This is a genomic window from Streptomyces sp. NPDC048603 (assembly GCF_043199475.1).
In the GTDB taxonomy this organism is placed as follows: Bacteria; Actinomycetota; Actinomycetes; order Streptomycetales; family Streptomycetaceae; genus Streptomyces.
On record NZ_JBICVY010000021.1, the window covers coordinates 1 to 26,999 of the forward strand.

The 26,999-nt window shown below is 73.4% G+C and carries 21 protein-coding genes; 8 read left to right on the plus strand and 13 right to left on the minus strand.

Going from position 1 to position 26,999, the window contains the following annotated elements; genetic code table 11:
• Positions 1 to 1,033: 1,033 nt before the first annotated feature.
• The 3 genes from ACGFQ9_RS35625 to ACGFQ9_RS35635 all read right to left on the minus strand — a co-directional run bounded on the left by ACGFQ9_RS35625 (position 1,034) and on the right by ACGFQ9_RS35635 (position 4,987).
• Positions 1,034 to 1,627 (minus strand): GNAT family N-acetyltransferase, encoded by a 594-nt coding sequence (locus tag ACGFQ9_RS35625; RefSeq protein WP_393579762.1) that lies wholly within the window; start codon positions 1,625 to 1,627, stop codon positions 1,034 to 1,036.
• Positions 1,628 to 1,631: 4 nt separating this feature from the next.
• Positions 1,632 to 2,900, minus strand: a complete 1,269-nt coding sequence (locus tag ACGFQ9_RS35630) for a GAF domain-containing protein (RefSeq protein ID WP_393579764.1) — start codon at positions 2,898 to 2,900, stop codon at positions 1,632 to 1,634.
• 440 nt (positions 2,901 to 3,340) lie between these two features.
• Positions 3,341 to 4,987, minus strand: a complete 1,647-nt coding sequence (locus ACGFQ9_RS35635; protein ID WP_393579766.1) for an acyl-CoA dehydrogenase family protein — start codon at positions 4,985 to 4,987, stop codon at positions 3,341 to 3,343.
• Between the two features lie 17 nt (positions 4,988 to 5,004).
• Here ACGFQ9_RS35635 and ACGFQ9_RS35640 point away from each other — a divergent pair, with 17 nt between their 5' ends.
• The 3 genes from ACGFQ9_RS35640 (at position 5,005) to ACGFQ9_RS35650 (ending at position 8,462) form a co-directional block, all read left to right on the plus strand.
• A complete protein-coding gene (locus ACGFQ9_RS35640; protein ID WP_393579767.1) occupies positions 5,005 to 6,177 on the plus strand; it encodes a YihY/virulence factor BrkB family protein in 1,173 nt (390 codons plus the stop codon).
• Positions 6,178 to 6,374: 197 nt separating this feature from the next.
• The gene (locus ACGFQ9_RS35645; RefSeq protein ID WP_393579769.1) at positions 6,375 to 7,610 is read left to right on the plus strand and encodes a glycosyltransferase; all 1,236 of its coding nucleotides are present in this window, start codon (positions 6,375 to 6,377) and stop codon (positions 7,608 to 7,610) included.
• Between the two features lie 54 nt (positions 7,611 to 7,664).
• A complete protein-coding gene (locus tag ACGFQ9_RS35650; protein ID WP_393579771.1) occupies positions 7,665 to 8,462 on the plus strand; it encodes a helix-turn-helix domain-containing protein in 798 nt (265 codons plus the stop codon).
• Here ACGFQ9_RS35650 and ACGFQ9_RS35655 read toward each other — a convergent pair.
• From ACGFQ9_RS35655 to ACGFQ9_RS35675, 5 genes are all read right to left on the minus strand, one after another.
• The gene (locus ACGFQ9_RS35655; protein ID WP_393579772.1) at positions 8,357 to 8,794 is read right to left on the minus strand and encodes a VOC family protein; all 438 of its coding nucleotides are present in this window, start codon (positions 8,792 to 8,794) and stop codon (positions 8,357 to 8,359) included. The genes ACGFQ9_RS35650 and ACGFQ9_RS35655 overlap by 106 nt on opposite strands.
• Positions 8,795 to 8,960: 166 nt before the next feature.
• The gene (locus tag ACGFQ9_RS35660; protein WP_393579774.1) at positions 8,961 to 9,563 is read right to left on the minus strand and encodes an ATP/GTP-binding protein; all 603 of its coding nucleotides are present in this window, start codon (positions 9,561 to 9,563) and stop codon (positions 8,961 to 8,963) included.
• A complete protein-coding gene (locus ACGFQ9_RS35665; protein WP_393579776.1) occupies positions 9,547 to 9,888 on the minus strand; it encodes a DUF742 domain-containing protein in 342 nt (113 codons plus the stop codon). The genes ACGFQ9_RS35660 and ACGFQ9_RS35665 overlap by 17 nt, the downstream gene beginning before the upstream one ends.
• A complete protein-coding gene (locus ACGFQ9_RS35670; RefSeq protein WP_365115285.1) occupies positions 9,885 to 10,310 on the minus strand; it encodes a roadblock/LC7 domain-containing protein in 426 nt (141 codons plus the stop codon). Before ACGFQ9_RS35670 ends, ACGFQ9_RS35665 begins: the two co-directional genes overlap by 4 nt.
• Positions 10,307 to 12,796, minus strand: a complete 2,490-nt coding sequence (locus tag ACGFQ9_RS35675) for a nitrate- and nitrite sensing domain-containing protein (protein ID WP_393579778.1) — start codon at positions 12,794 to 12,796, stop codon at positions 10,307 to 10,309. The genes ACGFQ9_RS35670 and ACGFQ9_RS35675 overlap by 4 nt, the downstream gene beginning before the upstream one ends.
• Positions 12,797 to 13,391: 595 nt before the next feature.
• Here ACGFQ9_RS35675 and rsgA point away from each other — a divergent pair.
• Entirely contained in the window at positions 13,392 to 14,501 is a 1,110-nt protein-coding gene (rsgA, locus tag ACGFQ9_RS35680) for a ribosome small subunit-dependent GTPase A (RefSeq protein WP_393579874.1), read from the plus strand.
• Between the two features lie 124 nt (positions 14,502 to 14,625).
• On the opposite strand, the gene ACGFQ9_RS35685 is transcribed toward rsgA, so the two are convergent.
• Together ACGFQ9_RS35685 and ACGFQ9_RS35690 are read right to left on the minus strand one after the other, a co-directional pair.
• A complete protein-coding gene (locus ACGFQ9_RS35685; RefSeq protein ID WP_393579779.1) occupies positions 14,626 to 16,098 on the minus strand; it encodes a DUF2252 domain-containing protein in 1,473 nt (490 codons plus the stop codon).
• Between the two features lie 494 nt (positions 16,099 to 16,592).
• Positions 16,593 to 17,576 carry a helix-turn-helix domain-containing protein gene (locus ACGFQ9_RS35690; RefSeq protein ID WP_393579875.1) on the minus strand — a complete coding sequence of 328 codons (984 nt, stop codon included), beginning with the start codon at positions 17,574 to 17,576 and terminating at the stop codon, positions 16,593 to 16,595.
• Between the two features lie 408 nt (positions 17,577 to 17,984).
• On the opposite strand from ACGFQ9_RS35690, the gene ACGFQ9_RS35695 reads away from it, so the two are divergent.
• From ACGFQ9_RS35695 to ACGFQ9_RS35705, 3 genes are all read left to right on the plus strand, one after another.
• A complete protein-coding gene (locus ACGFQ9_RS35695; protein WP_393579780.1) occupies positions 17,985 to 19,844 on the plus strand; it encodes a protein phosphatase 2C domain-containing protein in 1,860 nt (619 codons plus the stop codon).
• A gap of 111 nt (positions 19,845 to 19,955) precedes the next feature.
• Positions 19,956 to 21,077, plus strand: a complete 1,122-nt coding sequence (locus ACGFQ9_RS35700) for an ABC transporter substrate-binding protein (protein WP_393579781.1) — start codon at positions 19,956 to 19,958, stop codon at positions 21,075 to 21,077.
• 610 nt (positions 21,078 to 21,687) lie between these two features.
• On the plus strand, positions 21,688 to 22,065 hold the full coding sequence (locus ACGFQ9_RS35705) for an ATP-binding protein (RefSeq protein WP_393579783.1): 378 nt from the start codon (positions 21,688 to 21,690) through the stop codon (positions 22,063 to 22,065).
• Positions 22,066 to 22,077: 12 nt separating this feature from the next.
• Here ACGFQ9_RS35705 and ACGFQ9_RS35710 read toward each other — a convergent pair whose 3' ends face one another.
• The gene (locus tag ACGFQ9_RS35710) at positions 22,078 to 23,130 is read right to left on the minus strand and encodes a DUF2637 domain-containing protein (RefSeq protein ID WP_393579785.1); all 1,053 of its coding nucleotides are present in this window, start codon (positions 23,128 to 23,130) and stop codon (positions 22,078 to 22,080) included.
• 387 nt (positions 23,131 to 23,517) lie between these two features.
• Here ACGFQ9_RS35710 and ACGFQ9_RS35715 point away from each other — a divergent pair, with 387 nt between their 5' ends.
• Positions 23,518 to 24,186 (plus strand): GntR family transcriptional regulator, encoded by a 669-nt coding sequence (locus ACGFQ9_RS35715; RefSeq protein WP_393579786.1) that lies wholly within the window; start codon positions 23,518 to 23,520, stop codon positions 24,184 to 24,186.
• Positions 24,187 to 24,289: 103 nt separating this feature from the next.
• Here the strand turns inward: ACGFQ9_RS35715 and ACGFQ9_RS35720 are convergent, their stop codons facing one another.
• Together ACGFQ9_RS35720 and ACGFQ9_RS35725 are read right to left on the minus strand one after the other, a co-directional pair.
• Entirely contained in the window at positions 24,290 to 25,051 is a 762-nt protein-coding gene (locus ACGFQ9_RS35720) for a hypothetical protein (RefSeq protein WP_393579788.1), read from the minus strand.
• Between the two features lie 194 nt (positions 25,052 to 25,245).
• Entirely contained in the window at positions 25,246 to 26,949 is a 1,704-nt protein-coding gene (locus tag ACGFQ9_RS35725; RefSeq protein WP_393579789.1) for a PucR family transcriptional regulator, read from the minus strand.
• Positions 26,950 to 26,999 lie beyond the last annotated feature (50 nt).

Here is a 26,999-nt window from a genome sequence, read left to right on the forward strand (position 1 = left end):
ATCTACGTCATCCAGCTCGGCCCACGCGCACCAGATCGCTACGCGCTTCTCTTTCTCGGCGGATGCGGGCCGCCGGGGGCCGGACATAGACCGCCAACGATCGCTACGCGCTTCTGCGGGACGGCGGGTGCGGGACGTCGGCTCTGGCGGTCCGCTGTTCCGGCAGGTGCGTGGGGTGCGATCGCTGCTAGGGCGGGCCGATGGCCGGGGCCTCTGGGCAGGCGGGGAAGGCGTGATGTACCTGACGGTCATCGCCGTCATGGCCTGACGGTGGCGGGTGTCCGGGCGGCCTTCGGCCCGCCGAGACGGTCAGCGCGTGCGGTGATCGCGACCCGAGCACGCAGTGATCGATGCCGATCCACGCCCCGCCCACGGCGGACCGCATCCGCCGTCCCGCAGGAGCGCGTAGCGATCGTTGGCGTCATCCGCCCAGCCCCCGGCAGTCCGCGCCCGCCGTCGGCCAGGGGCGCGTAGCGATCGGTGGCGGCCTATGTCCGACCCCTGGCGGCCCGCATTCGCCGTCGGTCAGGAGCGCGTAGCGATCGTGGGCGGCTTATGTCCGGCCCCCGGCGGCCCGCATCCGCCATCCGACCGGAGCGCGTAGCGATCTGGTGCGCGTGGGCCGAGCTGGATTGCGTAGATCTGATCGACTTCACCGCTGCGTCCGCCCGGAAGGGCGGCTGGCCGAGCGGCAGCCGCCGCCCGTGCCCGCCACCGCCACGGCCAAGGGAGCCTTGGTCCCCCCATGCCATTCCCCCGGGGGCCGCCCGACAGTCCTTGTCGTTCCGGGACGGACGTCGGGGTCAAGGGTGGCCCGAAGGGCCATCGCCGGAGGCGACGCGACAACGTCGCGCCCTTGACGCCGACGTCCGGCACGGAAAGACACTGGGACTGACGGGCAGCCCCCGGGCACCCCCCAGACGCCGACCAGGCGGAGCCCCGGCGACCCCCACCCCACCCCGCCCGCTTCGCGGAAGGGCGCCTGGTCGGAGCACGCCGCACTGGCCTCAGCCTCAGCCTCAGGCCTCAGGCCTCAGGCCTCAGCCTCAGCCTCCGCCCCCGGCCACGGTCCCGGCGTCGGGGACAGTGGCTTCTCCTCCGTTTCGGTGTGGAAGACCTTGAAGCCGCGGCGGAGGTAGTTGTCCATCGCCGTGGGGCCGTCCTGGCTGCAGGTGTGGAGCCAGACGCGGCGCGTGGGCTCGCGGTCCGGCCAGCGGGAGGCCAGGTCCCAGGCGCGGCGGATGCCCTCCGTGAGCAGCCAGCCGCCGATGGCGCGGCCACGGAAGTCCGGAATCAGGCCGAAGTAGATGATTTCCACCGCACCCTCCGGCTGCGGGTCCAGCTCCACGTACCCCGCCGGGGTGCCCCGGTCGTACGCGACCCAGGTCTCCACCCCGGGACGGTGCAGTTGCTCCACCCACTCCGCCCGGGTCAGCGACAGCCGGTCCGTCCAGTGGATGTCACCGCCCACCGACGCGTACAGGAAGCGGCTGAACTCCGGAGACGGGACCTCCGCCCGCATGATCGTGACCTCGGGGCCCGGTCGGCGGGAGGCGGGGACCAGGTCCTCCGGAGAGGTCATCTCCAGGGACCAGGTCGTGAGAGTGATGGTGGTGGGGTCGCTCATGCGTTCAGGGAATCACGCCCTCACCCGGACGGCCCAGCCGGGCCCTGACCACCGTGGGGGCCGTGGAGTGGGGCAGCAGGTCCACGCCCTCCGCCGGGCGGATCAGTTCGATCTCCACGTCGTCCCCGAAGCGGTACGGACGGTGCGCGAGCACGCCCGCCAGGTTGCGGCGGATCCGGGACATCTCTGCGCGGACCGTCACCGTGCGCGTCGCGTCGCCGAACACCTCCGCGGCCAGTTCCGCCGCCGACCACCCGCGCGCCCGCTCCGCCAGGAGGAAGAGGAGCTCCGTGTGGCGCGGGCTGAGGTCCTGTGACCAGCTGCCGGCCGCCCCGTAGACCGTCGCCGACCACGACCGCGGGCGGCTGAGGTCCAGGACGACCCGGCTCACCGGGGCGCCCGTGCGGGCTCCGCCGATCCGCAGCAGCCAGCCGCCGGGCAGCGGCTCCGCCACGCAGTCGCCCAGCTGCGGCAGCCACAGGCGTCCCGGGCCGAAGGACTTCGGGAGCGGGATCCGGTCGGAGGGTGCCAGGCCCGTCACCGCCGCCGTCCAGCCGTGCGGGTCGACGGTGAGTGCCCGTTCCCCGGCCGGCAGGCGGGCGAGGAGGGGCGCCGACACCGAGCGGAGCCGTTCCAGTGATTCGAGGTGCCGGATCCGCAGGTCCTGTTCCGCGAGCCGGGCCACCGAGCTCACCCAGGCCAGCGTCGCCGGGTGCATCGTGGCCAGCGGGCCGCTGACGTCCACCACGCCGAGCAGCCGCCCGTCCCGCGGGTCGTGCACCGGCGCGCCCGCGCACGTCCAGTCGTGGTGCGAGGAGACGAAGTGCTCCGCCGAGAACACCTGCACCGGCCGGCCGGTCACCAGCGCCGTGCCGACCCCGTTGGTGCCCACCACCGACTCGTCCCAGTCGGCACCCACCCCGAAGCCCAGGCGGTCCGCCTTCCGCAGGATCGAGGACGCCCCCTCCCGCCACAGCAGCCGGCCGTCCGCGTCCGCGACCACCATGATGTGCAGGGAGCCGTCCAGAGCCGGCAGCAGGCCCTCGCGCAGGACCGGCAGGATCTGCCGCAGCGGCGATACGTGCCGCCGCTCCTCGGTCTCCGCCACCGTCAGCACCCGCGACCGCGTGTCCCGGTCGGGATGCACCCCGCCGGCCAGCATGCGCCGCCAGGACTCGGCGATCTCCGGCCGCGGCACGGCCGGTGGCCGGTCCCCGGCCAGCGTGGCCGCCCGTACCCCCTTCAGCAGGCGCGTGGCCTCGCGCGCGTTCATGGCCGAAAGCCGGGCCAAATCAACTGCGGTGTGGGCCACCGGAGCCTCCCCGTAGAAGCAGGACCTACCACCGGATCCGCCCTGCCCGCCGGGCCGCCGCTTCCCCTACGGCTCACCCCTGCTGCTCACGCGTGCGCGGCCGGATCCAGGACCCTAGGTTGCAACGGTATGCAACTCTCGCCAAGTCCCGTTCGTGCGACCGAAACTGTGCACGACGCCGCCCGCGTGGCGGCGTTCGGCTCCTCCTCGGGGCTTTTTCGGAAAAACAGGGGTGGCGCCGAGTCGGCGCGGCGCCACCCCCATCCTGTGACGGGCCGGATCCGGGCTCGGTGGGGTTTGGGGACTTCCCCTGCCCGCGATCCGTGCCCGTCCCGTGCGTGCCCGATCTGCACGTGTCCGACCTGCGCGTGCCCGTTCCGCGCGTCGGCTCTCGCCCGCCGTCAGCCCGTGATCCGGGCCCGTTCCACGACCGCCCCGAGGTCCAGGGTGTGCGGCAGCGTGCCGAAGGCCGCCCCCCAGTCCCCGCCCAGGCGGGAGGCGCAGAACGCGTCCGCGACCTGCGGCGGCGCCCAGCGGACCAGCAGCGAGCCCTGCAGCACCAGGGCCATCCGCTCCACCACGCGGCGGGCGCGGGCCTCCAGACCCGTCAGGTCCGCGAGTTCCGTGAGCAGGTCCTTGATGGCCGCGTCGAGCCGGTGGTCCGCGCCGCGGGCGCGTCCGATCTCCCGCAGGAACGCGTCCAGCGCCTGCGGTTCGCGCTGCAGCGCCCGCAGCACGTCCAGTGCCTGTACGTTGCCGGAGCCCTCCCAGATCGAGTTCAGCGGGGACTCGCGCAACAGCCTCGGCAGCCCGGACTCCTCGACGTAGCCGTTGCCGCCCAGACACTCCAGGGCCTCCACGACGGCCGGTGTGCACCGCTTCGTCACCCAGTACTTCGCGGCCGGAACGGCCAGTCGCAGGAAGGCCCGCTCCTGCTCGTCGCCGGAGTCCTGCACGGCGTCGTACGCGGCCGCCAGCCGGAGCATCAGAACCGTCGCCGCCTCCGACTCCAGTGCGAGATCGGCGAGCACGTTCCGCATCAGCGGCTGGTCGATGAGCTTCGCTCCGAAAGCAGAGCGGTGCTCCGCATGGTGCACGGCCTGCGTCAGCGCCTGCCGGACCAGCGCCGCCGAACCGATCACACAGTCGAGGCGGGTCGCCGCGACCATTTCGATGATGGTCCGGACGCCGCGGCCCTCCTCGCCGACCAGCCGCGCCCACGTCCCGTCGAACTCGACCTCCGCGGAGGCGTTCGACTTGTTCCCCAGCTTGTCCTTGAGCCGCTGGATCGCGAACACGTTCCGCGTGCCGTCCGCCAGCACCCGCGGCACCAGGAAACAGCTCAGACCCCCCGGCGCCTGCCCCAGCACCAGGAAGCCGTCCGACATCGGCGCCGAGCAGAACCACTTGTGCCCGGTGAGCAGGTACTCCCCGGCCCCGTCCAGCGGCTTCGCCGCCGTCGTGTTCGCCCGTACGTCGCTGCCGCCCTGCTTCTCGGTCATCCCCATGCCGAACAGCACGCCGCCCTTCTCGGCGGCCGGCCGGAGCCCGACCTCGTACACGTGCGAGGTCAGCCGCGGCTCCCACTCGGCGGCCAGGTCCGGATCCACGCGCAGCGCCGGCACCGCAGCGTGCGTCATCGACACGGGGCAGGCGTGCCCCGCCTCCGCCTGCGACCAGACGAAGAACCCGGCCGCGCGCCGCACATGCCCGCCCGGACGCCCCCAGGCGTCCGTCAGACCCGCCGTCACCGCCTTGCCGAGCACCCGGTGGTACGCCGGGTGGAATTCCACCTCGTCGATCCTGTGTCCGTATCGGTCGTGCGTCCGCAGCTTCGGCGGATTCTCGTTGGCCTGCGCGCCCCATTCCTGGGCCTGCGCCGAACCCGCGGCGCGCCCGAGTTCGCCGAGCTCCTGCCGTGCCTGCTCCAGGAGTTCGGGAGCGAGGTGCCGCTCCACGCCCTCGGTCAGGGCGCGGTCGCCGCCGTAGACGTCGTACCCCACAAGGGGTGGGGCCTGGTTGCTCACTGTGTGGGTGGTGGCTGCCATGCGGATACCGTAAAGACGTGCAGCCAGCAAAAGAAACACCCCCCGGGCAGCCCCCCGGACCCACCGGACGTCACCGGCGTCCCGCACTACCCCACGGGCGGCTCCACCGGGCACGTGCCCTCTACCGCAACGTCTCCAAGCGCAAGATGGCGTGGCTGCTGCTCAAGGACACCGTCAATTCCTGCATCGAGTACCGCATCCTGGGCCTCGCGGCCGAGGCGGCGTTCTTCACCCTGCTGTCCATGCCGCCGCTCTTCCTCGGCCTGATCGGCCTCCTCGGCTACGTGGACGACTGGACCGACACCACCACCGTCGCCAGCATCAAGGACAACATCCTCACGGCGGTCGGCACGGTCCTCTCCGACCGCGGCGTCAACGAGATCGCCAGACCGCTGCTCGACGACGTCACCAGCCGGGGCCGGCCCGACATCATCTCCCTCGGCTTCGCCTTCGCCCTGTGGTCCGGCTCCCGGGCGGTCAACGTCTTCATCGACACCATCACGGTGATGTACGGGCTCGACGGGCGGCGCGGGATCGTCAAGACCCGGCTGCTCGCCTTCCTGCTCTACGTGATCGCCCTGCTGATCGGCGCGGTCGTGCTGCCGCTGATGGTGGTCGGCCCGGACGCCGTGGTCCGCCTGGTGCCCTGGGGCACCAGCGTGATCGCGGTGCTCTACTGGCCGACCGTCACCCTGCTCTCGATCGCCTTCCTGACCACCCTCTACCACGTGTCCGTACCGGTGCGGTCGCCGTGGATCGAGGACGTGCCGGGCGCTCTGGTGGCCCTCGCGATGTGGGTGCTCGGATCGTTCCTGCTCCGCCTCTACCTCACCAACACCGTCGAGGGCCCCACCATCTACGGCTCGCTGGCCGCGCCCGTCGCGGTGCTGCTGTGGATCGGCATCTCCGCCTTCGCGGTGCTGGTCGGAGCCGCCGTGAACGCGGCCATCGACCGGGTCTGGCCGTCCGTGGCCACCGCCGCGGCCCGCGAGGACAACGAGCGGGCCCGGGAGGCCGAGGCCGCCCAGCTGATCGCCCGCGCGGCGGCCTGGCGGGCCCTGGCCGAGGGGGAGTCCGAGGACGACGAGGACGCCGGAATGCCCTCCGAGTTCCCGGAGCGCTGGTCCAACTTCCTGCCGCCCGACGACTACCGTGCGCGGCTCCACCGGGAGCGGCATCCGCATCCCTGACGGGCGGAGCCCGGCGGTCCGATCGTCCGGGGCGTCCGTTCGTCCGGGGCGTCCGTTCGTCCGGGGTGTCCGTTCGTCCGGGGTGTCCGGGCGAGCGGTGTCCGGGGTTCCCCGTACGGCGTCCCGGGTCCGGGGGCCCTGAGCTGCGGGTTCCGTCGCCCGTGGCCACGGGCGACGGAACCTGACACCATGCCACCGTGCGCGTACTGATCGTGACCGCCGGCTCCTGGGGTGACGTCGCCCCCTACACCGGGCTGGGCGCCCGGCTCGCTGCCGCCGGGCACCAGGTGTCCCTGGCCACCCACACCCGGTTCGCCGGGCAGGTCGCCGCCCACGGCCTCGGCTTCCGCCCGCTGCCGGTCGACCCCCGCGAGGAACTCGCCTCCGCCCTCGGCCGGTCCCTCGCGCGGGCGACCGCCCCGCCCGTCGCCATGGCGCACGCGGTCCGGATGGCCCGCACCTTCATGCCCCGGCTCGCCGGCGGCATCACCACCGCCGTCACGGACGGCACGGACGTCGTCCTCGCCTCCACCCTCACCGATCCGATGTGCTCGGCGCTCGGCGAGGCCCTGCGCATCCCCTGCCTCGGGGTGTACCTCCAACCGGTCCTCCCCACCGGAGAGTTCCCGCCGCTGGTCACCGGGGCGCGTTCGTACGGGCGGCCCCTCAACCGGCTCGCCGGGTACGCCCTGTGGGCCGGCGCCGACCGGCTGTTCGCCCCCGCCGTGGGCGCCCTGCGCCGCGAACTGGGCCTGCCGGCCCGGCGCTTCACCGGCCCCCTCGGCCTGTCCCGGGACCGCACCGTGCTGCACGGCTACAGCCCGTCCGTGGTGCCCCGCCCGGCGGACTGGCCCGGCGGCCACCGGGTGACGGGCTACTGGTGGCCCGCGCCACCGCCCGGCTGGCGGCCCGAGCCCCGCCTGCTCGACTTCCTCGGCGCCGGCCCGCCCCCGGTCCTCGCCGGCTTCGGCAGCTTCGTGGCCCCCGACCCGGACCGCCTCTCCGCACTGCTGGCGCGGGCCTTCCGGCTGGCCGGTGTCCGCGGCCTGGTCCAGTCCGGCTGGACCGGCCTGCACGTCTCCGGGGACGACCTGCTGACCATCGGCGACACCCCGCACGAGTGGCTGTTCCCGCGCACCGCCGCCGTGATCCACCACGCGGGCGCGGGCACCAGCGCCGCCGCACTGCGGGCCGGGGTACCCGCCGTCCCCGTGCCGGTCCAGCTCGACCAGCACTTCTGGGCCGCCCGCCTGCACCGGCTGGGCACCGCTCCCCGCCCACTGCGCCACCAGCGCCTCACCGCCGCCTCCCTGGCCGCCGCGATCCGGAGCGCCCTGGCGATCCCGCCGCAGCGGCCCCGCCGGGTGGCGGCCGCCCTCGCCGCCGAGGACGGCGCGGCACGGGTCCTCGAAGCCCTCTCCCGGCTGGACTGAGCCACCGCCGGTCAGGCGCCCCCCCCCCGCTCAGGGCACGCCTACGCTGGGAACGTGGCGTACACGGAACGGCCCTCCGGGCTCGTCCCCGGCGCGGTGCTGTGGCGGGCCGACGGGCCCGCCGGGACGGTGCTGCCCGACGGGTGCATGGATCTGCTCTGGGTGGACGGGCGGCTGCTGGTCGCCGGCCCCGACACCCGGGCACACCCCGCGCGGGAGGTGCCCGGTTCCGGCTTCGCCGGGATCCGCTTCGCACCCGGGGCCGCGCCCGCGCTGCTCGGCGTACCGGCGTACGAACTGCGCGACCGGCGCGTCGAACTGGCCGGACTCTCCGGACTGTGGCCCGCGCGGGAGGTCCGCGCCCTGGCCGGCCGGGTCGCCTCATACGCCGACCCGCTCGCCGGCCTCGACGCGCTGGCCCGGAGCCGGGTCGTGGCCCCGGACCCGCTGATCGCCGAGGTGGTGGCCCGTCTGCGCGCGGGTGAGACGGTTGCCCGCATCGCGGACACGCTGGGCCTGGGCCCGCGGCAGCTGCACCGCCGCTCAATGGCGGCGTTCGGCTACGGCGCGAAGACCCTGGGCCGGGTGCTCCGCATGCAGCACGCCCTGGCGCGGGTCCGGGCGGGAGACCCGTACGCGGAGGTGGCCCACAGCACCGGCTACGCCGACCAGGCCCACCTGGCCCGCGAGGTCCGCGTCCTGGCCGGCACCACCCTGACCGGCTATACGGCGGCGGCGACAGGCGGTCAGGCGGAGGGGGTGGACGGCGCGGACGGGGTGGACGGAGTGGGCGGGGTGGACGGGGCGAACAGAGAGACCCCGCAGCCGTCCGGGTCGAGCACGACCGCGTAACGCTGCCCCCAGAACGCGTCCCAGGGCTTGAGGTGCCCGCCGTACCCGGCCGCGGTCAGCTCGTCGTACAGGGCGTCGACCTCGGCGGGCGAGTCGCACAGGAACGCCGGCTCACGGCGCTGACCCCCGGTGGGCCGGGTCCATTCCGGGTCCATGGAGCGGACCACCTCTTCGGTGTCCCACGCGATCCGCAGCCCGCCGGGGAGCGTGACCTCCACATGGGGCTGTTCCTCCGACCCGGGCGGGATCTCCAGGCCGAGGCGGCGGTAGAAGGCGAGCGAGGCGGCCATGTCACCGGTGACCAGGCCGATCATGTCGAGTCGAGGAGTCATGGCGGCAGGCTAGGCCGCACCAGCCGGTCCGGTCTTGAAGGAATCGGACGTGACGACGCCGGCCCGGGGACGCTTCCCGGGCCGGCGTCGGCTACCGGCGTCGGCGTGCCGTTGGTGTCGCACCAGCGTCGGCGTGCCGTTGGTGTCGCACCGGGGCTGCGCCGACTCAGCGGGCGAGTTCCCGCGATCTGCGCGCGGTGCCCGCCGAATGCCGTCGCACGACGAGGTCCATCAGGGCGACCAGGACGTCCCGGACCGAGTCGCGGTTCCGGGCGTCCAGGGCGAGCACCGGCACCTCGTCGCCCAGGCCGAGGGCCTCCCGCACCTCTTCCAGGTCGAAGTGGTGTGCGCCGTCGAAGTGGTTGACGGCCAGCACGAACGGAGTGCCTCGTTCCTCGAAGAAGTCGAGCGCGGGGAAGGAGTCCTCGATACGGCGGGTGTCGGCGATGACGATCGTGCCCAGGGCGCCCTCGACGAGGTCGTCCCACAGGAAGGAGAAGCGATCCTGCCCGGGTGTGCCGAAGAGGTACAGCACGATCGACGGATCGAGGGTGATCCGCCCGAAGTCGAGGGCGACGGTCGTCGTGGTCTTGTTCTCCACCCCGACGAGGGAGTCGACACCCACGGACACCTGGGTGATCGCGGCTTCCGTGTCCAGCGGCTCGATCTCCGAGATCGCGCCGATGAACGTGGTCTTCCCGACGCCGAGTCCGCCGCTGACCACGATCTTCACAGCGAGGGGCACAGGCTTGTCAGAGCGCCCGAACATGGTCCCTGATCCTTTCCAGGACATGGAGCGGAAGCTCCTCGGTTTGCCGGCAGACCAGCAGTCCGCCGACCACCAGGTCGGCGATGAGCACCTTCACCACGCCCAGCGGTACGCCGATCCGGGCGGCCACCTCGGCCACCGTCGCCGGCTCGGCGCACAGCGCCACGATCCGCCGGCGCTCGAACTCCAGCATCTCGGTCTGCGCGCCGGGCGCGGCGACGACGAGCGTCTCCAGCCGCAGCCCGTCGTGCAGCGGCTCCACCCTGCCGCCGGTCATGATGAACGGCCGTACGAACAGCGCGTCGTCATCGGCTTCCCGGCTCATCGCGGCAGGCCCTGGCGCAGGTCGGCGATGAGGGCCGGGTTGAGCAGGTCACCGGTCCGCTCGGCGAGTACGGCCATCTCGTAGCCGACGAGGCCGAGTTCACCGCTGCTGTCGGCCAGCACGCCCAGGCAGCTGCCGTCGCGGATCGCCGAGACGAGCAGGAAGCCCCGCCCCATCTCGATCATGATCAGCTTGAACCGGTCGAAGTCGTAGCGCCGGGACGCGCTGCGCGCGAGACTCGACAGGCCCGAGACGACCGCGGCGAGATGGTCGGCGTCCGTGCGGCCCAGGCCGTCCGAGACGGCGATGAGGAGGCCGTCGGACGAGACCGCCACGGCGTCACGGACCCCGTCCGTCTTGCGGACGAAGTTTGCCAGCAGCCAGTTGAAGGTCTGCGTGTCGTTGTGCAGGTCGACGGTCACTTCTCATCACCCTTCCCGGCGCGCTGCTCCGGCTTCCGCGCGGTCTGCTTCTCCTTCTCGACGCTGATCGCCCCTCGCATGTGCGCGCTGCGGAGCGTCGAGAGCATCCCGGATACCTGGTCGGGCGTGCGGTCCGGGGTCGGCTCGGACTCCTGCTGCCAGCGCGGCTGTGCCGTCTCGCTGACGGCGGACGGGATGGCGCTGCGTTTGGGGCGCTTGACGAGGCCGTTGCGGGTGCGCGCGGCGCGCGTACCGCGGGGGGCGGGGTCGGAGGCGGGGGAGGGGGTGGGGGAGGAGGTGGGGTCGCCGGCGGCCGGGACGTCCCGGACCGGGGCGGTGGCGGACCCTGCCGGGGCCGGTGCCGCCGGGGTGTCCTCCGAGGTGCCGGCCACGGGCCGGCCGGCGGCCGGTGCGGCGGCCGGTGCGGCGTCAGGGGCGGAGCGGGGCGAGGGTAGGGGTACGGCTCGGGTCGGCTTGTCCGACACGGTGGCGTCGGCTTCTTCCTTCCGCTTCCCGTTCCCGTTCCCGGTTCCGTTCCCGGTTCCGTTCCCGTTCCGCGTCCCGTTCCCCTTCTCCTCCGGGTCCGGCTGCGGGGCGGCGGCGGGCGCCGGATCCTTCAACAGGCCGTGGGGCAGCAGCACGCGGGCCACGGTCCCGGCGGCGGGCGCCTCGCCGAGCCGGACCTCGATGCCGCACTTGCGTGCGAGCGCACCGACGACGAAGTGGCCGAGGAAGCGGGTCGGTTCGGCCATGAAGGTGGCGGACCCGGAGAGCCGGACGTTGGCCTCGGCAATGGCGCGGGGCTCCATGCCCGTGCCGTGGTCGACGATGGCCACCAGGTATCCGGCGCTGGTGCGGCGGCCCTCGATCTCGACGTCGGTCACCGGCGGCGAGTAGCTGAGCGCGTTCTCGACGAGCTCGGCGAGCAGGTGGGCGACCTCGGCGACCACGCTGCCGCTGATGTGCGCGGCGTCCACCCGGCGCAGCGTCACCCGCCGGTACTCCTCGACCTCGGACAGTGCGGCGCGGATGACGTCGGTGACCGACACCGGAGTGGACCACGGGCGCGGGCTGGCCTCACCGGCGAGGATGAGCAGGCTTTCCGCGTTGCGGCGCATCCTGGTGGCGAGCTGGTCGAGTTCGAAGAGGTTGCCCAGCGTGGCCGGGTCGGCGTCCTCGTGCTCCAGCTTGTTGATGAAGCTGATCTGGCGTCGTACGAGGTTCTGGTTGCGGCGGCCGAGGTTGACCAGGGACTCCGTGGCGTTGCGGCGCAGCACGGCCTGCTCGGTCGCGAGATCGTAGGCCGCCTGCTGCAACTGCTCGAAGGCCTCGGCGACCAGGGCGATCTCGGTGCCGGTGTTCGGCGGCAGATCCAGCGGGGCGAGCGGTTCCGGCCGACGCCCGGAGGAGGCCTGTACGCGTGCGACGGCTGCCGGCAAGCGGTTCTCGGCGATGTCGCGCGCCTGGCGGGTGAGGCCGGCGAGCGGCCGGGACACGGCGCGGGTACAGCTGACGGCAAGGCCGCCGAGGAGGAGGATCGAGCCGAGGGCGAGCAGCGCGAAGAGTGCGAGGGCGCGGGTGGCTTCCTGCTCCGCGCTGTCGGCGCGGGCCTGGATGTCGGCGCCGAGGGTTCTCTGCACGGTGCGCATGCCGTCGATGGTGGCGGTCGAGGTGTCCCACCACGCCGTGGGCGTGATCTTCTCGGCCGGCAGCTGGCCGACGCCGTCGGCGACGGTCTTCTCCAGCGCGAGGAAGCGGAGCGCCTGGGGCGTGTGCATTGCCTCGTCGAGGCGGCGCTCCTCCTCGGGGGTGGCCCACTGGGGGTAGACGAGCAGTTCGTCGAGACGGGCGGCGCGGGCGGCCAGGAAACGGGGGTAGGCATCGCCGCGGAAGCGGCCCGCGCGCACCGATCCGAGGACGATCGCCCGCTCCTCGCTGGTGTACTCCTTGGCGAGGCCGAGGATCTGGAGTGCCTGGAAGGCGGAGCGGAGCTCGTTGTCGCGGACCTCGTGGAGGCCGAGCCCGAGCTGGTTGAGGGAGGCGATGACGTCGGTGAAGTAGCCGATGGTCCGGTTGACGTCGACGGTGTCCCGATCGGCGGAGGCGCGCATGGCCGCCAGCCCGTCGAGTCGCTTCAGTGCCGTGCGCACGGCCGCGGCGGAGTCGCTGTCGCCGTCGTGTTCGTGGGCGGCGAGGCTGCGCCGGGCGGCGTCGGTGGCGGCGCGCTGGGCCGGCAGCATGGCGCGGAAGCGGTCGATGCCGGCGACGTGTCCGACGGTGAGGCCGCGTTCCCTCTGGAGTTCGTGGATGAAGTCCTGGACTCTGATGGCGAGTTCGGCATTTGACGCGGTGCTTGCCGCGTTGCGGTAGTCGCCCGCCTGCTGGGCGGCCGAGAAGCCGAGCAGGGTGAGGAGCAGGGCGACTGCCACGACGAGGATGCGGACTAGTTTGGCGCGGATCGTCCGTGGGGTGACGACCGTCGTCATGAGGGCCCTTAAGCGGCCGGGCCGGGTGGACGGGTTCTCTGTATCCATGGTTGGGCTTTCGGCAGGGGATTGCTCTGACGCTGAATCAGACCAGCGTCAATTCCCAACGAGGCGCGGCACACCCGGTCACATGATGATGTGGTTGTGGTACGGACGGCAGGGGCCGGTCGCCGGGCGTTCTCGCAGGTCCGGGCACGGCGGACCGGGCCGGGGCCGGCGGAAAAAAGGCGGTTGCCGCGGTCCCGGCATCGCGTCAGGTCCGTATCCTGGACAACTTTCACCGGGAGGACGCCGGATGGCCGAGCGGCGCCGGGCCGCCGTGGACGGCTTTTAATCGGTGGTGATGTGCCCTGGGCGGGGCTATGGTTCTGCTCATCCGTTCACGAGTGAGCGGTGTTGGTTCGTGGAGAAGAAGCAGGAGGTGAGGACATTGATGACTGTCATGGCGACGGGCGCTGCCCGCACTCAGGAGTTCATCGTTCCCACCTCTGTGGTCTCCGGCTGACACCCACTCGACTTCCGCGCGCAGAGCGCGCCGCCGGGGCCACCCTTCGAAGGGTTCCCCTTGTTCAACGCTTCACTCAGCACGTCGTCCATCAACTCGTCGTCTGCCTTTGATGCTCAGGACGTCCTCGCCGGCTGTGGCTGGGACGAAGGCTGGGCGGCCGAGTTCGCCCCGTACGCCGCGCAGGGCCTGGTGCCCGGCCGGGTGGTGCGGGTCGACCGTGGGCTGTGCGACGTCATGACGGCGGACGGGATCGTCCGCGCGGACACGGCCTTCGTCACCCCGCACGACCCGCTGCGGGTCATCTGCACCGGGGACTGGGCCGCCGTCGACCCGGACGGAGCCGGCGACCCCCGGTACGCACGGACGTACCTGCCGCGCCGGACCTCGTTCGTCCGGTCCACCTCCTCCAAGCGGTCCGACGGCCAGATCCTCGCCGCGAACGTCGACCACGCCATCGTCGCGGTCTCGCTCGCGGTGGAGCTGGACCTCGGGCGGATCGAGCGGTTCCTGGCCCTGGCCTGGGAATCGGGTGCCCAGCCGCTGGTCGTGCTCACCAAGGCGGACCTCGTACCGGACCCGGTCACCCTCGCGCACCTCGTCCAGGACGTGGAGGCCGCGGCCCCCGGAGTACAGGTGCTGACGGTGTCCTCGCTGACGGGTGAGGGCATGGACGTGTTCGGCACGGTGGTGGCGGGCGGCACCAGCGTGCTGCTCGGCATCTCGGGCGCGGGCAAGTCCACCCTGGCGAACGCGCTGCTCGGTGCGGACGTCATGGAGGTGCAGGCCACGCGCGACGTGGACGGCAAGGGCCGCCACACCACGACCACCCGTAACCTGCTGCTCCTGCCGGGCGGCGGCGTGCTGATCGACACTCCCGGGCTGCGGGGCGTCGGCCTGTACGACGCGGAGACCGGCGTCGGCCAGGTGTTCTCGGAGATCGAGGACTACGCCGAACAGTGCCGCTTCCACGACTGCGCCCATCAGGCGGAGCCGGGCTGCGCGGTGCGCGACGCGGTGGACCGCGGCGAGCTGGCGCAGCGGCGCTTGGACAGCTACCGCAAGCTGCAGCGCGAGAACCAGTGGATCGTGGCGAAGACGGACGCCCGCCTGAGGGCGGAGATCCGCCGCGAATGGCGCCTCCGCGGCGCCGAGGGCCGCGCCAACCACGACGCGAAGCGCGGCGGCGGGCGGAGCTGACCGGTCGGGGGGCGGCTGGGGGGCGGCTGGGTCGCCGTTCGGGTCGCGGTTCGGGTCGCCGTTCGGGTTGTCCGGTCGTCCGTCGCGCCTCGTGGCTGTTGTTCGGCCGGCCCGGCCGCCCCGGTCAGACGCCCGGGGTGGCCGGGACCGTGCCGTCGGCGATGGCCTTCGTGAGCAGGGCGTGGTCGGTGCGGGTGAGGTCGGCGTACGCCAGGGCGAAGTCGGCGACGGAACGGTCGAAGACGTCGGACGCGCCGAGGTAGCCGGCGAGGGCGATCCGGTCGCCGGAGCGGGCGTGGGCCCGGGCCATCGCCATACCGCACAGGGCGGCGTACCGGCGGAGCCTGGTCGGGGCCATGGCCTCCACCACGGCCGATCCCTTCATGTCGCGTAGCTGCCGGGTGTAGAAGTGCCGGCCGGCGGGCCCGGTCACCCAGCCGAGGAAGATGTCGCCGGCGGCCTGCAGCAGGCGCTGGCCGGCGACCACCCGGTGGCCTTGATGGTCGTAGCGGGGGTGGCGGTATCCGCGGTCTTCGTCTTTACCCTCGTTGTCCTTACCCTTCGTGGCGTTCCCCTGGTCGCCCTTCGTGGCCTTCCCCTGGTCGCCCTTCGCGTCCTTCCCCTGGTTGCCCTGGCTGCCCTGGTCGGCGGGCAGGTGGGGCTCCAGGACGGACGGCACGGCCTCCTTGATCTGGAGGAAGAGCGGGTCGCCGTCGTCGCGGCCGCTCATCAGCACGATGAAGCAGCGGGTCCCGACGCTCCCCACTCCGACGACCTTCCGCGCCGCGTCGACGTAGTGGTAGCGGTCGAGCAGCATCCGGCGTTCCTCCGGGAGTGTGTCGCGGTACTGGCGGAACGTCTGGTCCACGATCCTGGCCTCGTCCTCGGTCACCGGTTGCAGCAGCGGCGGATCGTTGATGATGCGGATCCTGCCGTCCCTCTTCTCGGTCAGTTTGGCGAGGGCCTGCAGGCTGGTGCGCCGCCGGGCGCGGCTCAGGGTCGCCTCGATCCGCTCGCGCGGCGCGACGCCCTCGGCGAGTGCGAACAGCTCGTCGGTGCCGATGCGCCCGTACCAGACTTCGAGTTCGCCCTGGCCGGCCAGCCGCCGCATGGAGAGCCGGTAGGCCTGGACCGCTTCGAGGGCGGACTGGCGGGCGGCCTCGTCGCCGTGCCCGTTCTCCCGGGCGGCCACCGCGACGCTGGCGGCGAGCCGTTTCACGTCCCACTCGAACGGCCCCGGCAGCGTTTCGTCGAAGTCGTTGAGGTCGAAGAGCAATGTCCGCTCGGGTGAGGCGAACACGCCGAAGTTCAGGAGGTGGGCATCGCCGCACAGCTGGACGATCAGTCCGGTGTGGGGGACGGCGGCCAGGTCCGCGGTCATCACCGCGGCCGAACCGCGCAGGAAGGCGAACGGTGAGGCAGACATCCGCCCGTACCGAATGGGCAGCAGGTCCGGCAGCCGGTCCGCGCCTTGCCGCACCAGCACACCGATCGGATCGGGTCGATCCGCCGCGGGGGACCAGCGGGCGTGCGAGCGCCGGCTGACCTGCTTGCGGGTCGCCCGGCCCAGCTGCGCCCGTTCCGCAGGACTGGCCATGGCCATGCCGTCTCCTCCCGCCGTGTCCGTGTACCCAGCGTGGGCGGAGGGCGGGCGCCGCGCACCTTGGAGGGTGGGGGTGGGGCGGGGGTGGGGGTTGGCGGGGCTTCGCTGGGGCGGGAGCGAGAGGGTGCCCGGGGGCTGCCCGTCAGTCCCAGTGTCCTTCCGTGCCGGCCGTCGGCGTCAAGGGCGCGACGTTGTCGCGTCGCCTCCGGCGATGGCCCTTCGGGCCACCCTTGACCCCGACGTCCGTCCCGGAACGACAAGGACTGTCGGGCGGCCCCCGGGGGAACGGCATAGGGGGACCTACGGGTCGTGAGGCTCTGGCTTCGGCGGGCACGAGCCGCAGCTTCGCTCGGCCAGCCGCCCGTTCGGGCGGACGCGGGGTCGAAGTTGATCGGATCTACGTAATCCGGCTCGGTCTCACGCGCGTCAGATCGCTACACGCTCCTGCCGGACGGCGGATGCGGCTGTGTGTGGGGGGAGAGAGTCCCTCAATGGCGCGCCACCCACCCCCGCTCGTACGCGTGCCACCCGAGCTGGAGGCGGGTTGTCACCCCGGCCAGTTCCATCAGGCTTTTGACTCGGCGCTGTACCGTTCGCAGGCCCAGTTCCAGGTGTTTCGCCACGCTCGCGTCCGTCATGCCCGCCAGGAGGAGGGAGAGGATCACCAGGTCCGTCCCGTCCGGGCAGGCCGGGGACTCCGCGACCGTGCCGTCCGGGCCGCCCAGCCGCAGCGGGAGCGCGTCCCGCCATACCGCTTCGAACAGGCCGAGCAGGGACTCCAGCAGGCCCGAGGCATGCACCACCAGCGCCGCGGGTTCCGTGTCGCGGTCGGTCAGCGGCACCATCGCGAGGGAGCGGTCCGCGATCACCAGTGTCGTGGGGACCTGCGGGACCACGCGGAGCTGCTCGCCGCGGGTCAGGGCCACCTGTGCTTCGCGTAGGCCGCTCGGGTCGGCCAGGACGTTCCGTTCGATGACCACTCGGTAGTGGACCCCGGGGTCGGCGGCCCGGTCCTCCGCGCCGTCGTCGTCCGGGCCGGACACCAGGTGCCGGTCGGTCATCAGCGCGCAGACTTCCTTCGCCGCGCCCAGCCGGAGCTGTGCGAAGCGGTGTGCGACCGCGCTCGCGCCCGTCACCACCTCCACCAGGTCGTGCACGGCCGGCTCCGTCGCCTCCGCCCGGTACTCCTCGGCCAGCGCTGCCGCGGCCTGCTCCGCCTGCTCCAGCTCGAGCCGCTGCCGGGTGAGCAGTGCGGCCAGCGCCACCCCCGGCGGGGCCGCCACCCACCGGCCGGGCCGGGCGGAGGAACGTGCCGCCAGTCCGTGCCGCTCCAGGTGCCGCAACGCGCGCTCGGTCTGCGGCACCGGCAGGGTCAGGCGGTGTGCCAGATCCGGCACCTCCGCCGCGCCCAGCGCCACCAGTGCCCGGTAAGCCGACTCCTGGCCATCGTCCAGACCTATCGCACCCAGCAATCCGTCCACCCCACATCCGGCCCGCCCTGATGGCGGGAAGCGGCCACGGCGCAAACCCGCCGCCGACATCATCACCGCACCCCCCGCCCCTCTGACAAGGTCGCGGGACCGCGGCGCCGGACATCGGCCGGTCATCAGTCGTTCATGCGGCAACTTTGCCGCGCAATGGGGTTGTTGGCAGGAATTCATCTGAGGGGGGCGATGCGCCCGATATCGAGTGGTGCTCGGTGTGGCCACCGCCGGGGGTGAGGACGGGGCGCCGGTGACGCGGTGGATCGTGCGGGTGTGCGGCATTCGTGGATCTGTTTGGTGAGGTGGGGGGAGAGGTCCCGACGGGCGTTCGCCCATCGGGACCCCTTTCCGCCGTTCCGGTGTGCCGGACGCCCCGTACGGCCGAAACTGGGGGGCATGAGTCAGCAGGGGGACGCGGACCCACAGGACTGGTGGCACAAGCTCTACGAGGACCCGGCGCAGGCACCGCCCGGCGCGGGTCGTCCGGGAGGACCCGGCGAGGACCCGCCCGAAGGACCTGGCGAGGACCCGCCGGAGGTGCCGGGCGGCGCGCCTGGTCGGGCGGATCCGCGCGAGATGGCCGGATGGGCCGCCCCACCGGGCGCGCCCCTGCTCCCCGGCCCCAGGTCCGCCGCCGACGACGACCCGGCGGACACCCTGGAGACCCGCTTCGGCTCGGCCTGGGCCATGCTCTACGGCGCCCCTGGCCCGCAGGCCCCGTCCTCCGGCCCGACCCCGACCGGGCAGCCGCTCCCGCGGAGCGCGGTGCCGGAGGCCCCGGAAGGCGACGAGCCGTGGCCGGCTGAGGCAGGTCCGGACCCGCTCGGGTCGGAGACCGACAGCGGGGCGGGAGTACGGGAGCCGGATCGGAGTTCGGCCGGAGTCCGGCCGGTCCCGGCGGAGCCGCGGGCCTTTGGGCCGTCCCCGGCGGAGTTCCCGCCCTCGGGCCGGGCCCCGGAAGGGCCCGAGACGGGCCGGGGCGTGCCCGCTCCTGACCCGGCCGGACGGGAGGCCGACGCCGGCACGGCCCTGCCGGAGCCCGGCCGGGGCGTCACCGACCCGCGGTCGGCTCCGGCGGAGTCCCCGGCTGGGCCGGCCGCGGCGTCCGGGCGGAAGGACCCCGCGGAGGCGGCAGCCGGCGCGCTGCCCGCGGGCCCTGCCGATCCCCGGACTGTTCGGCCGGCCGGGGAGCAGTGGGTGCCGACCGAGTCGGCCGACGGCGGGACACCTTCCGTGCGGAAGCCCGCGGCTCCCGGGCCGGGGGCGGCCGACGGCGGGCCGGTGGCCGCGCCGGAGCAAGGGTGGCGGGACGCGTCCGACCCCCGGGGCGAGCCCGGGGCCACCGGGTACGCGCTCGGGGCGCTCAGCGTGCCGCCCGTACAGGACCCGTTCGGGGAGGCAGGGGCGGTACGGCCCGCGGTGCGGCACCTCGGGGACCGGGCGCCCACCTACGCCGCGGAGCCCGGAGCCCTGCCCGTCACCGACCCGGCCGCGCTGGACGCACTGGTGCCGGACACCGTGCTGGAGGGAGCGCGGTACGGGGGGAGCACCCTGCGGGCCGGCTCGGTGCGCGGCGACTCCGCCCGCTACCGGGGGGAGGCGCGCCGGGACTTCCTGCTCACCGCCCGTTTCGGGACCGGGGACGACTCCCTGGTGCTCGTGGCCATCGCCGGCGGGGACCGGGCTGCCGAGGGCGCCCAGGAGGCCGCCGCCGAGCTGTGCCGCTGGGTCGCCGGCGCCATCGGGCGCAGCCAGGGCCGCCTCGGCGAGGACATCCGGTCCGGCCGGCGGGACGCCCTGCGCTCCGGCCTCCACCGGCTCACCGACCGCGGCTACGGCCGGCTGCGCGCCCGCGCCGCCGAGCTCGGGCTCGACGAGGCCGCGTACACGGCCGGGCTGCGCTGCCTGTTGCTGCCCATCGACCCGGAGTGCCGGACCCGGGTGAGCTTCGGCAGCGGCCCGGGCGGACTCTTCCGTCTCCGGGCGGGGGAGTGGGAGGACCTGGAGACGGCCGGCCCGGCCGCGGAAGGCGGGTTCCGGTTCCGTGCCGCCGTGGCCAGGCCGGGCGACGCCCTGCTGCTCTGCTCGGGCGGTCTGGCCGCGCCGATGCGGGAGGAACCCCTCCTGCCCGCCGAGCTCGCGGTCCGCTGGACCGCCACCGAGCCCCCCGGCCTCGCCGCTTTCCTCGCCGACACCCAACTCCGGCTCAAGGGCTACGCCGACGACCGGACGGCCGCCGCGGTCTGGGAGGCGTGACGAACGGATAATCGGTTGCCCGTCCCCGACGCGGGTGGTTGCAATGGCCGGCATGGTCACCGGCGATCCGGGCGACCTGCCACCGAATCGCCACCCGGGAGACGCCAGCGCATGAACACGCCACCATCGCCCTCCGGAGCGGAGCCGACTGACGGGTCATCCGTCCGGATCGGTGCTCTCGTTCCGCTGACCCCGCCCGGCTGGGTCGAGGCGGGCCGCCACCTGCTCGCCGGACTGGAACTCGCCGTTCGCGACGTCAACGACGCCGGCGGGGTCCTCGGCAGGCCGCTCGAACTGGTGGTCAGGGACACCGCGGCCGATCCGCAGCGGGCCGCGGCGGCCGTGGACGACCTGGCCCGACTGGGCGTGGCCGCCGTGGCGGGGGAGTACCACAGCGTCGTCGCCCGTGCCGCCGCCGCCAGGGCCGACGCCCTCGGCCTGCCCTTCCTGTGCTCGTCGGCGGTTCTCGACGCGCTCACCGAACAGCCGACGGAATGGGTCGCGCGGCTGGCCCCGGCGCAGTCCCACGGCTGGCGGATCTACGCGGACTTCCTGCTCGGCGCGGGCCACAGCCGGATCGCCGTGGCAGTCGCCCCGAGCGTCTACTGGGAATCGGGGACCCGCATCCTGCGGGATCACCTCGCACGACATGGCGGCAGCGTCATCGAACTCGACATGCGCACGCTCTCCGCCACGGCCGTGTGCGACGAGCTCGCCGCCCACCGGGCGACAGCGCTGCTCCTCCTGGTCGGTCACCCGGAGCCCGCCGTTTCGATCGTCAGGTCCGCCCGGCGGGACCCGCGCCTCGCCGGACTCCTGATCGGCGCTCCGGCCGGGCAGCCGGAGTTCGCCGAATGGGCGGCACTGTTGGGTGATGACGGTGCCGCGGTGCCGTTCCTGCGCTACCTGCCCGAACGCTTCGGCCCGCTTGGCGTACGGGTCGAGAAGGCCCTTCGCGAGCGGCTGGCCGAAGCCCCCTCCTTCGTCGCCTTCGAGGGCTACGACACGGTCACCGTCCTTGCCGAGGTGCTGCGTTCCCACGGCACGGACGGCGCCGACCGGGCGCGGACGGCCGGATCCTGGCCGCGCATCGAGGTCGAAGGCACCCGCGGGCAAATCCGGTTCTCCCGCACGCAGGGCATCAGCGTGCGGCAATGGGCGTGGCCGCCGGTCCAGGTCGTCGACCGGGATCCCGCGGAACCCGGTCGCTTCCGGATCCTCCACACCGGCTGAAAGCGCACGGGCCGTCAAGTGCCGCCGATGTGCGATGACGGCGAATTCCCGGTGTGGAGGGGAGATTTACTCGCCCCGGTGCAGTACGGCCCGCCCGTCAAAGTGATTCTCTTCGATAACTCCCCACCGGGCGCGGGCGGGTGGGAAATGCCGGTTTCCGGCCTTGTCCTGTACGTAATGACAAGCCGCGGCCTGAATTTCGCCGTGGATCGGCCGCGCCGCCGGCGACGGCGGGGCCGGAGCGGAGGAGCACGAGCAGCTCAGGGGGCTCCACAGGGCGTGTTCCGGCCACCGGGACGGCCCTGCCGGATGCGGTCGCCGATCCCCGCCCGCTGTCCTTTCCACCGAAGATCGGCGTTGAAACAGCGACCGGCTTCGCGCTTTCCGCCAGTGGGACCGGGTCGGCGGGCGGGGTGGGCCGGAGGCTCCGGATGGCTTGATCCGGTCTGTCTCGGCATCCCGCGTCCGTAACTCTGTTACAGGCCTGGAGGAGTGTGGCTACGTCCCGGGGGCATGCATCCCGTAGACCAGTTCGAAGAGATACGGGACGACGCGACACGGGAGGTAGATCGCCGTGCGGGCGGGGGCGAGGACCGAGATCACGCGGACGGTGCGCCGGGCGGATCTGAAGGCGGTCGGTGAGGTCCGCAGGGACCTCCGGGAGATGTTGCGGTACCGCTGCCGGGCGGACACCGCGGACGTGGCGGAGCTGCTGGCGACGGAGCTGGTGACCAATGCGCTGGTCCACACGGACCACGGGGCCGAGGTCAGCCTACGGTTCGCCGACACCCGGTTGCGGGTGGAGGTCCGGGACGGCGCCGCACGCAAACCCCGGCCGTACGTACCGATCGCCGACGACGGTACGCACGGCCGGGGGCTGATGCTGGTGCAGGCGCTGGCCGACGCGTGGGGCGTCGACCCCGTGCACGGCGGCAAGGTGGTCTGGTTCGAACTGGACCCGGGCGAACCCGGGACCGTGTCCGTCTGACCCCGGGGCCGCTCAGCCGAACTGCTGCTCCAGGTCCTTCAGTTTCCGCTCCAGGGAGTCGAGCCGGGGGATCGTCTGGGTGTCGTCCTCGGCGGTGAGGTCCACGGTGCGGGCCTCACCCGCCTCGTGGCCGTGAACGGCCTGCAGGGAGGGCCTGCGGAGAACGGGCAGCTGCTCCGCTTCCGCTATGGCGGGCTCCGCGCCGACCGGCGCGGAGCCAGACCCCGAGGCGAGACCCGGTACCTCCACCTGCCTGCCGCGTGCCCGCGGCAGGCCGAAGGCCCGGTTCTGGCGGCCCAGTGCCCTTATGTGGGCACGTTCCCGGCGCTGCTGCTCGCGCCTGCGGAGCCGCTCCTGCTCCTTCTCCCGCTTGTCCTCGCGGACCTCGTCCACCGCCTCGTCCAGCGTGCGTACGCCCTCCAGCAGCATCAGCGACCAGGCGCCGAAGGTCTCCCGGGGGGCCCGCAGCCAGCGGACGATCCGGATCTGCGGCAACGGGCGGGGCACCAGACCCTGTTCGCGGAGCGCGGCCCGGCGGGTCTGCTTGAGCGCGCGGTCGAACAGGACGGCCGCCGAGAGGGACATGCCGGCGAAGAAGTGCGGTGCTCCGGCATGGCCGATCCCCCGCGGCGCGTGGACCCAGTTGAACCAGGCGGCGGCCCCCGCGAAGGTCCACACCAGCAGCCGGGAACCGAAGGCGGCGTCGCCGTGGCTGGCCTCCCGCACGGCGAGCACCGAGCAGAACATGGCGGCCCCGTCGAGCCCGAAGGGAACCAGGTACTCCCAGCCCCCGGACAGGTTCAGGTTCTGCCGGCCGAAGCCGACCAGCCCGTGGAAGGAGAGCGCGGCGGCCACGGCCGCGCAGCAGAACAGCAGGACGTACGAGGCGATGCCGTAGATGGCCTCCTTGCGCCGCCGGCGCTCCTCGCTCCGCTCCCAGCTGTCGTCCGCCGCCTTGTCGCCTTCGCGCTTGCCCCGGGCCACCACCGCCACTGCCGCAAGAACGCCCAGGATCAACAGGCTGCCGGGAAGCAGCCAGTCCAGCGATATGTCGGTCAGTCTCATCCGGTGTCCCTACAGTCGCGTCGCGCCCATCGGCTTTTCGCGCGCCATAGTGGCGGAAGCCGGCCGGGGCGCACGCGGGTTTCGGGGCAAGAGGACACTGATGAGGTCTGGCGCCCTCCGGATAGGGTGTTGTGGGTCGAACTCACGCCCGATCAAGGGAATTCGAGTTCGAATCGAAGGCACTCGAACGGGCGGATTGGGCGGGCGCGCCTCGCCGCCAGGCACGGCCCGGGGCCGGCGGCGAGCGCCACACCCCACCCTGGAACCAGAGTGCCCTAAGGGTGCCCTTACCTGAATCCGGTGCGCGCCCACCCCCCTGGCCTGCCTTTTCTGTCACCTCCGCTCCGCCTATCCTCTGACGGACCCCAGACCAGCCAGGAGGACCGGATGCACGACGCGGCTCAGGCGCGGCTGCCCCGGCCCCGGCAGCCGGGCCCCAAGGTGGCGCGCCATTTCGTCCGGGGACAGGTCCTCGACGCGCTGCGCGCCGCACTGCTGGAGGGCGAGCTGGTGCCGGGGGAGATCTACTCCGGGCCGGCCCTGGGCGAGCGGTTCGGGGTCTCGGCGACACCGGTCCGCGAGGCCATGCAGCAGCTGGCGATGGAGGGCGCGGTGGAATGCCTGCCGAACCGCGGCTTCCGGGTGGTCGTCCGGACCCCGCGGGAGCTGGCGGAGCTGGCCGAGGTACGGGCCCTGCTGGAGGTTCCGGTCATGCTGCGGCTGGCCCGTACGGTCCCGCCGGAGGCGTGGGAGTCCCTGCGGCCCGCCGCGGCCGCGACGGGTGAGGCGGCGGCGTCCGGCGATCTCGCGGGGTACGCGGAGGCGGACCGCGCGTTCCACCGGGCGGTGCTGTCCCTGTCGGGCAACGGGCAGCTGCTCCAGGTCGCGGACGACCTGCACCGGCGGGCACAGTGGCCGTCGGCAGGTGTGCCGCGGCTGCGGCGGGCCGATCTGGTGGCGGATGCGGCCGAGCACTCGGCCTTGCTGGAGGCGCTGGTCGCCGGCGAGGTCGGAACGGTCGAGGCACTGGTCCGCGAACACTTCGCAGGCGCCTGACCCCAAGCCCTGCGCCGCCCCTCCACGGAGCCGCGGCCCGCGCCGTGTGGGCAGGCGTTCCGTCCTGCGGAACGCCTGCCCACACCTCGGCCGAGCCGGGGCGTCAGGTGGCCGGGGACGGTTGGAGGTGGTCCGCCAGCCAGGTCGGGATGCCGCCCAGGAGATGGAACAGGCGGCGCGCCTCCGCCCGCAGCCGCGCAGCCTCCGGCTCCGGTTCCGCGTCGGCCAGCGCCGCCAGCGCCGGCGCCGTGCCCACCAGGAAGCCCAGCTCCTCGCGGATGCGGAGCGACTCGGCGAAGCCGTGCCGGGCCTCCGCCAGCTCCCCGTCCCGCAGCGCCAGCCCCGCCAGCTGCCGCCAGGTGAACGACAGCAGCAGCGTGTCGCCACCCGCCGCGGCGGCGGCGTGCGCCCTCCGGTAGGCCGGCCTGGCGGCCTGTGGCGAGTCCGCGAGGTGTTCCGCCACGAGCCCGCGGCGGAAGTCCAGCAGTGGCCTCGTACGGGACGAGGGCGACAGCAGTGCCGCCGCCCGCCCCAGCGCCGAGCGGGCCTCGTCCGACCGGTCCCGGACGCCCAGCACCGTCGCCGCGTACGCCAGCTGCCCGCGCTCGCACGCGGCGGCGCCCCGCTGGTCGTCGTCCGAGGCCACGGCCTCCGCGGTGCGCAGGGCGTCCTCCGCCTCGGCCCAGCCCACGCCGGTGAACAGACAGCGCTCCACCAGCAGCGCGGTGCGCTGCACCGCGGCCCCGGCGTCGTCCGCGCGGGCGGTCAGCAGCGCCGCCGCGTCGGTCCAGCAGCCGCGCGATCTGAGCCGCCATATCGCCCGCTGGAGGGGGTCGTCGCCCCCGGTGGACCCTGCACCCGACATGGCGGTATCCGCCACATTGCCCTCCCCAAGCAACCGAGCAGCATGTCGTCATCACGTCGTCATTGAGCCCTGGGGCGAAATGACAGCACGAATCTGCGTGATCGGCCAAGGGGTCGGGTGAACTCTTTCACAAAGTTCGGACACCTCATCAGCCGGGGGCCCGCGGGTTGCGGGCGGGCCCCAGAGGCATCGCCTCAGCTCATCCGCAGTGCGAGGAAGAAGTCCAGCTTGTCCTCCAGCCGGGACAGGTCCCGGGCCGTCAACTGCTCGATTCGCCCGACCCGGTAACGCAGCGTGTTGACGTGCAGGTGCAGCCGCGTCGCACAGCGGGTCCACGACCCGTCGCAGTCCAGGAACGCCTCCAGGGTCGGGATGAGCTCCGCCCGGTGCCGCCGGTCGTAGTCCCGCAGCGGGTCCAGCAGCCGCGCCGTGAAGGCGCGCCGGACGTCGTCCGGCACGAACGGCAGCAGCAGCACGTGCGAGGCCAGCTCGTGGTGCCCGGCGGCGCAGACCCGCCCGGGACGGGCCGCGGCGACCCGGCGGGCGTGCCGGGCCTCCTCCAGCGCCCCGCGCAGGCCCTCAGCGGAGTGCACGGCCGCGCTGACACCGAGGGTGAGCCGCCCGTCCTCGGCCAGACCGGCCGCCAGCGGCTCCCGTACGGCCGCCAGCAGCGCGTCGGCGTGCAGGGCGTTGTCCGGGCCGCGCTCCTCCCCGCCGAGGCCGGTGCCGACGCCGGCGCCCGCGTCGGCCGCCGGGGCGGGCAGCGGGACCAGGGCGATGGCCTCGTCACCGGCGTGGGCCACGGCGATCCGGTCGGAGGGCTCCGGGCCGGAGACGGACGGGTCGACCAAAATCTCTTCCAGCAGGGACTGGGCCACCGGGCCGCCGGGGATGTCCCCGCCCTCCCAGTCCACCCGGGCCACCACGACCTGCCAGTGGGGGGCCGTGCCCAGGCCCGGCAGCAGCACCGGGGCCGCGACGCGCAGGCGCGCGGCGATCTCGGCGGGCGGCGCCCCCGTCTGGACCAGCTCCAGCACCTCCTGGGCCAGCCGGCGGCGCACCGTGCGGGCCGCGTCCCGGCGGTCCCGTTCGACCGCGATCAGCTGGGTGACGCCCTGCAGCAGGTCCAGGCGCTCGGCGGGCCAGTCGCCGGCGTCGGCCTCGACGGCCAGCAGCCAGTCCGAGAGCACGCTTTCGCGCACGTCACGGGCGCCCGGCGCGGTGGTGCGGCCCACACCCCTGATCGGGAAGAGGGAGTAGGTAATACCCTGGAGAGAGATCCGGTGCGGGCCCCGGCGGCCGGTCCGGACCGCCGCCATGTGCTCGCTCGCCAACGCCGCGCAGACACCCGGCGTGAGCGGCTCTCCGGCCCCGGCGATCTGCCTGCCCGTGGGGGAGAGCACCCATGCACGCAGATCGAGGTCCGTGGTGAGCAGATCCAACACCACATCCGGTCCGCCGCCCGCGGGACCCGAGGTCATGAGCCGGCGGTGGCGGTCGACGACGGCCGCGAGATCGCCCGCGCGCTCCCCCGAAACCTGCCTCACCACGTACTCGGTGATCGTGGCGAATGCAACGTTCTCGTTCACGGCGAACAGCGGAAGACGGTTCCGCACGCAGGCCGAAACGAGATCGTCGGGGATGTCCGCGAGTTCGGCCTCGCCCGCCGCGAGCCCGGCCACTCCGGCGGAGGCGAGGATTCGTACGAAGGGCTCGGAGTCGGCTGAATTTCGTCTCCAGGCCAGTCCGGTCAGGACAAGTTCTCCTCCGGAGAGGTATCGGCTGGGATCTCTCAGGTCCGTCGTCATGACCCCGCGGACCGTACGGTCGAGTTCTTCCTCGCCGCCCAGCAGCCGCAGCCCCAGCGCCTCGGTCTCCAGCAGTGCGCGCAGCCGCATGATGTCGCCGCCGATCTGTCTCGATGTTGCCGTTGAAAATCGGGCAGGTC

What these genes read in the sequence shown, in the direction of transcription:
- ACGFQ9_RS35625 (WP_393579762.1), bottom strand. Translation starts at nt 1,627, where the DNA reads ATGAGCGACCCCACCACCATCACTCTCACGACCTGGTCCCTGGAGATG.
- ACGFQ9_RS35630 (WP_393579764.1), bottom strand. Translation starts at nt 2,900, where the DNA reads ATGAACGCGCGCGAGGCCACGCGCCTGCTGAAGGGGGTACGGGCGGCC.
- ACGFQ9_RS35635 (WP_393579766.1), bottom strand. Translation starts at nt 4,987, where the DNA reads ATGGCAGCCACCACCCACACAGTGAGCAACCAGGCCCCACCCCTTGTG.
- ACGFQ9_RS35655 (WP_393579772.1), bottom strand. Translation starts at nt 8,794, where the DNA reads ATGACTCCTCGACTCGACATGATCGGCCTGGTCACCGGTGACATGGCC.
- ACGFQ9_RS35660 (WP_393579774.1), bottom strand. Translation starts at nt 9,563, where the DNA reads ATGTTCGGGCGCTCTGACAAGCCTGTGCCCCTCGCTGTGAAGATCGTG.
- ACGFQ9_RS35665 (WP_393579776.1), bottom strand. Translation starts at nt 9,888, where the DNA reads ATGAGCCGGGAAGCCGATGACGACGCGCTGTTCGTACGGCCGTTCATC.
- ACGFQ9_RS35675 (WP_393579778.1), bottom strand. Translation starts at nt 12,796, where the DNA reads ATGACGACGGTCGTCACCCCACGGACGATCCGCGCCAAACTAGTCCGC.
- ACGFQ9_RS35685 (WP_393579779.1), bottom strand. Translation starts at nt 16,098, where the DNA reads ATGGCCAGTCCTGCGGAACGGGCGCAGCTGGGCCGGGCGACCCGCAAG.
- ACGFQ9_RS35695 (WP_393579780.1), top strand. Translation starts at nt 17,985, where the DNA reads ATGAGTCAGCAGGGGGACGCGGACCCACAGGACTGGTGGCACAAGCTC.
- ACGFQ9_RS35700 (WP_393579781.1), top strand. Translation starts at nt 19,956, where the DNA reads ATGAACACGCCACCATCGCCCTCCGGAGCGGAGCCGACTGACGGGTCA.
- ACGFQ9_RS35710 (WP_393579785.1), bottom strand. Translation starts at nt 23,130, where the DNA reads ATGAGACTGACCGACATATCGCTGGACTGGCTGCTTCCCGGCAGCCTG.
- ACGFQ9_RS35715 (WP_393579786.1), top strand. Translation starts at nt 23,518, where the DNA reads ATGCACGACGCGGCTCAGGCGCGGCTGCCCCGGCCCCGGCAGCCGGGC.
- ACGFQ9_RS35720 (WP_393579788.1), bottom strand. Translation starts at nt 25,051, where the DNA reads ATGTCGGGTGCAGGGTCCACCGGGGGCGACGACCCCCTCCAGCGGGCG.
- ACGFQ9_RS35725 (WP_393579789.1), bottom strand. Translation starts at nt 26,949, where the DNA reads ATGCGGCTGCGCGCACTGCTGGAGACCGAGGCGCTGGGGCTGCGGCTG.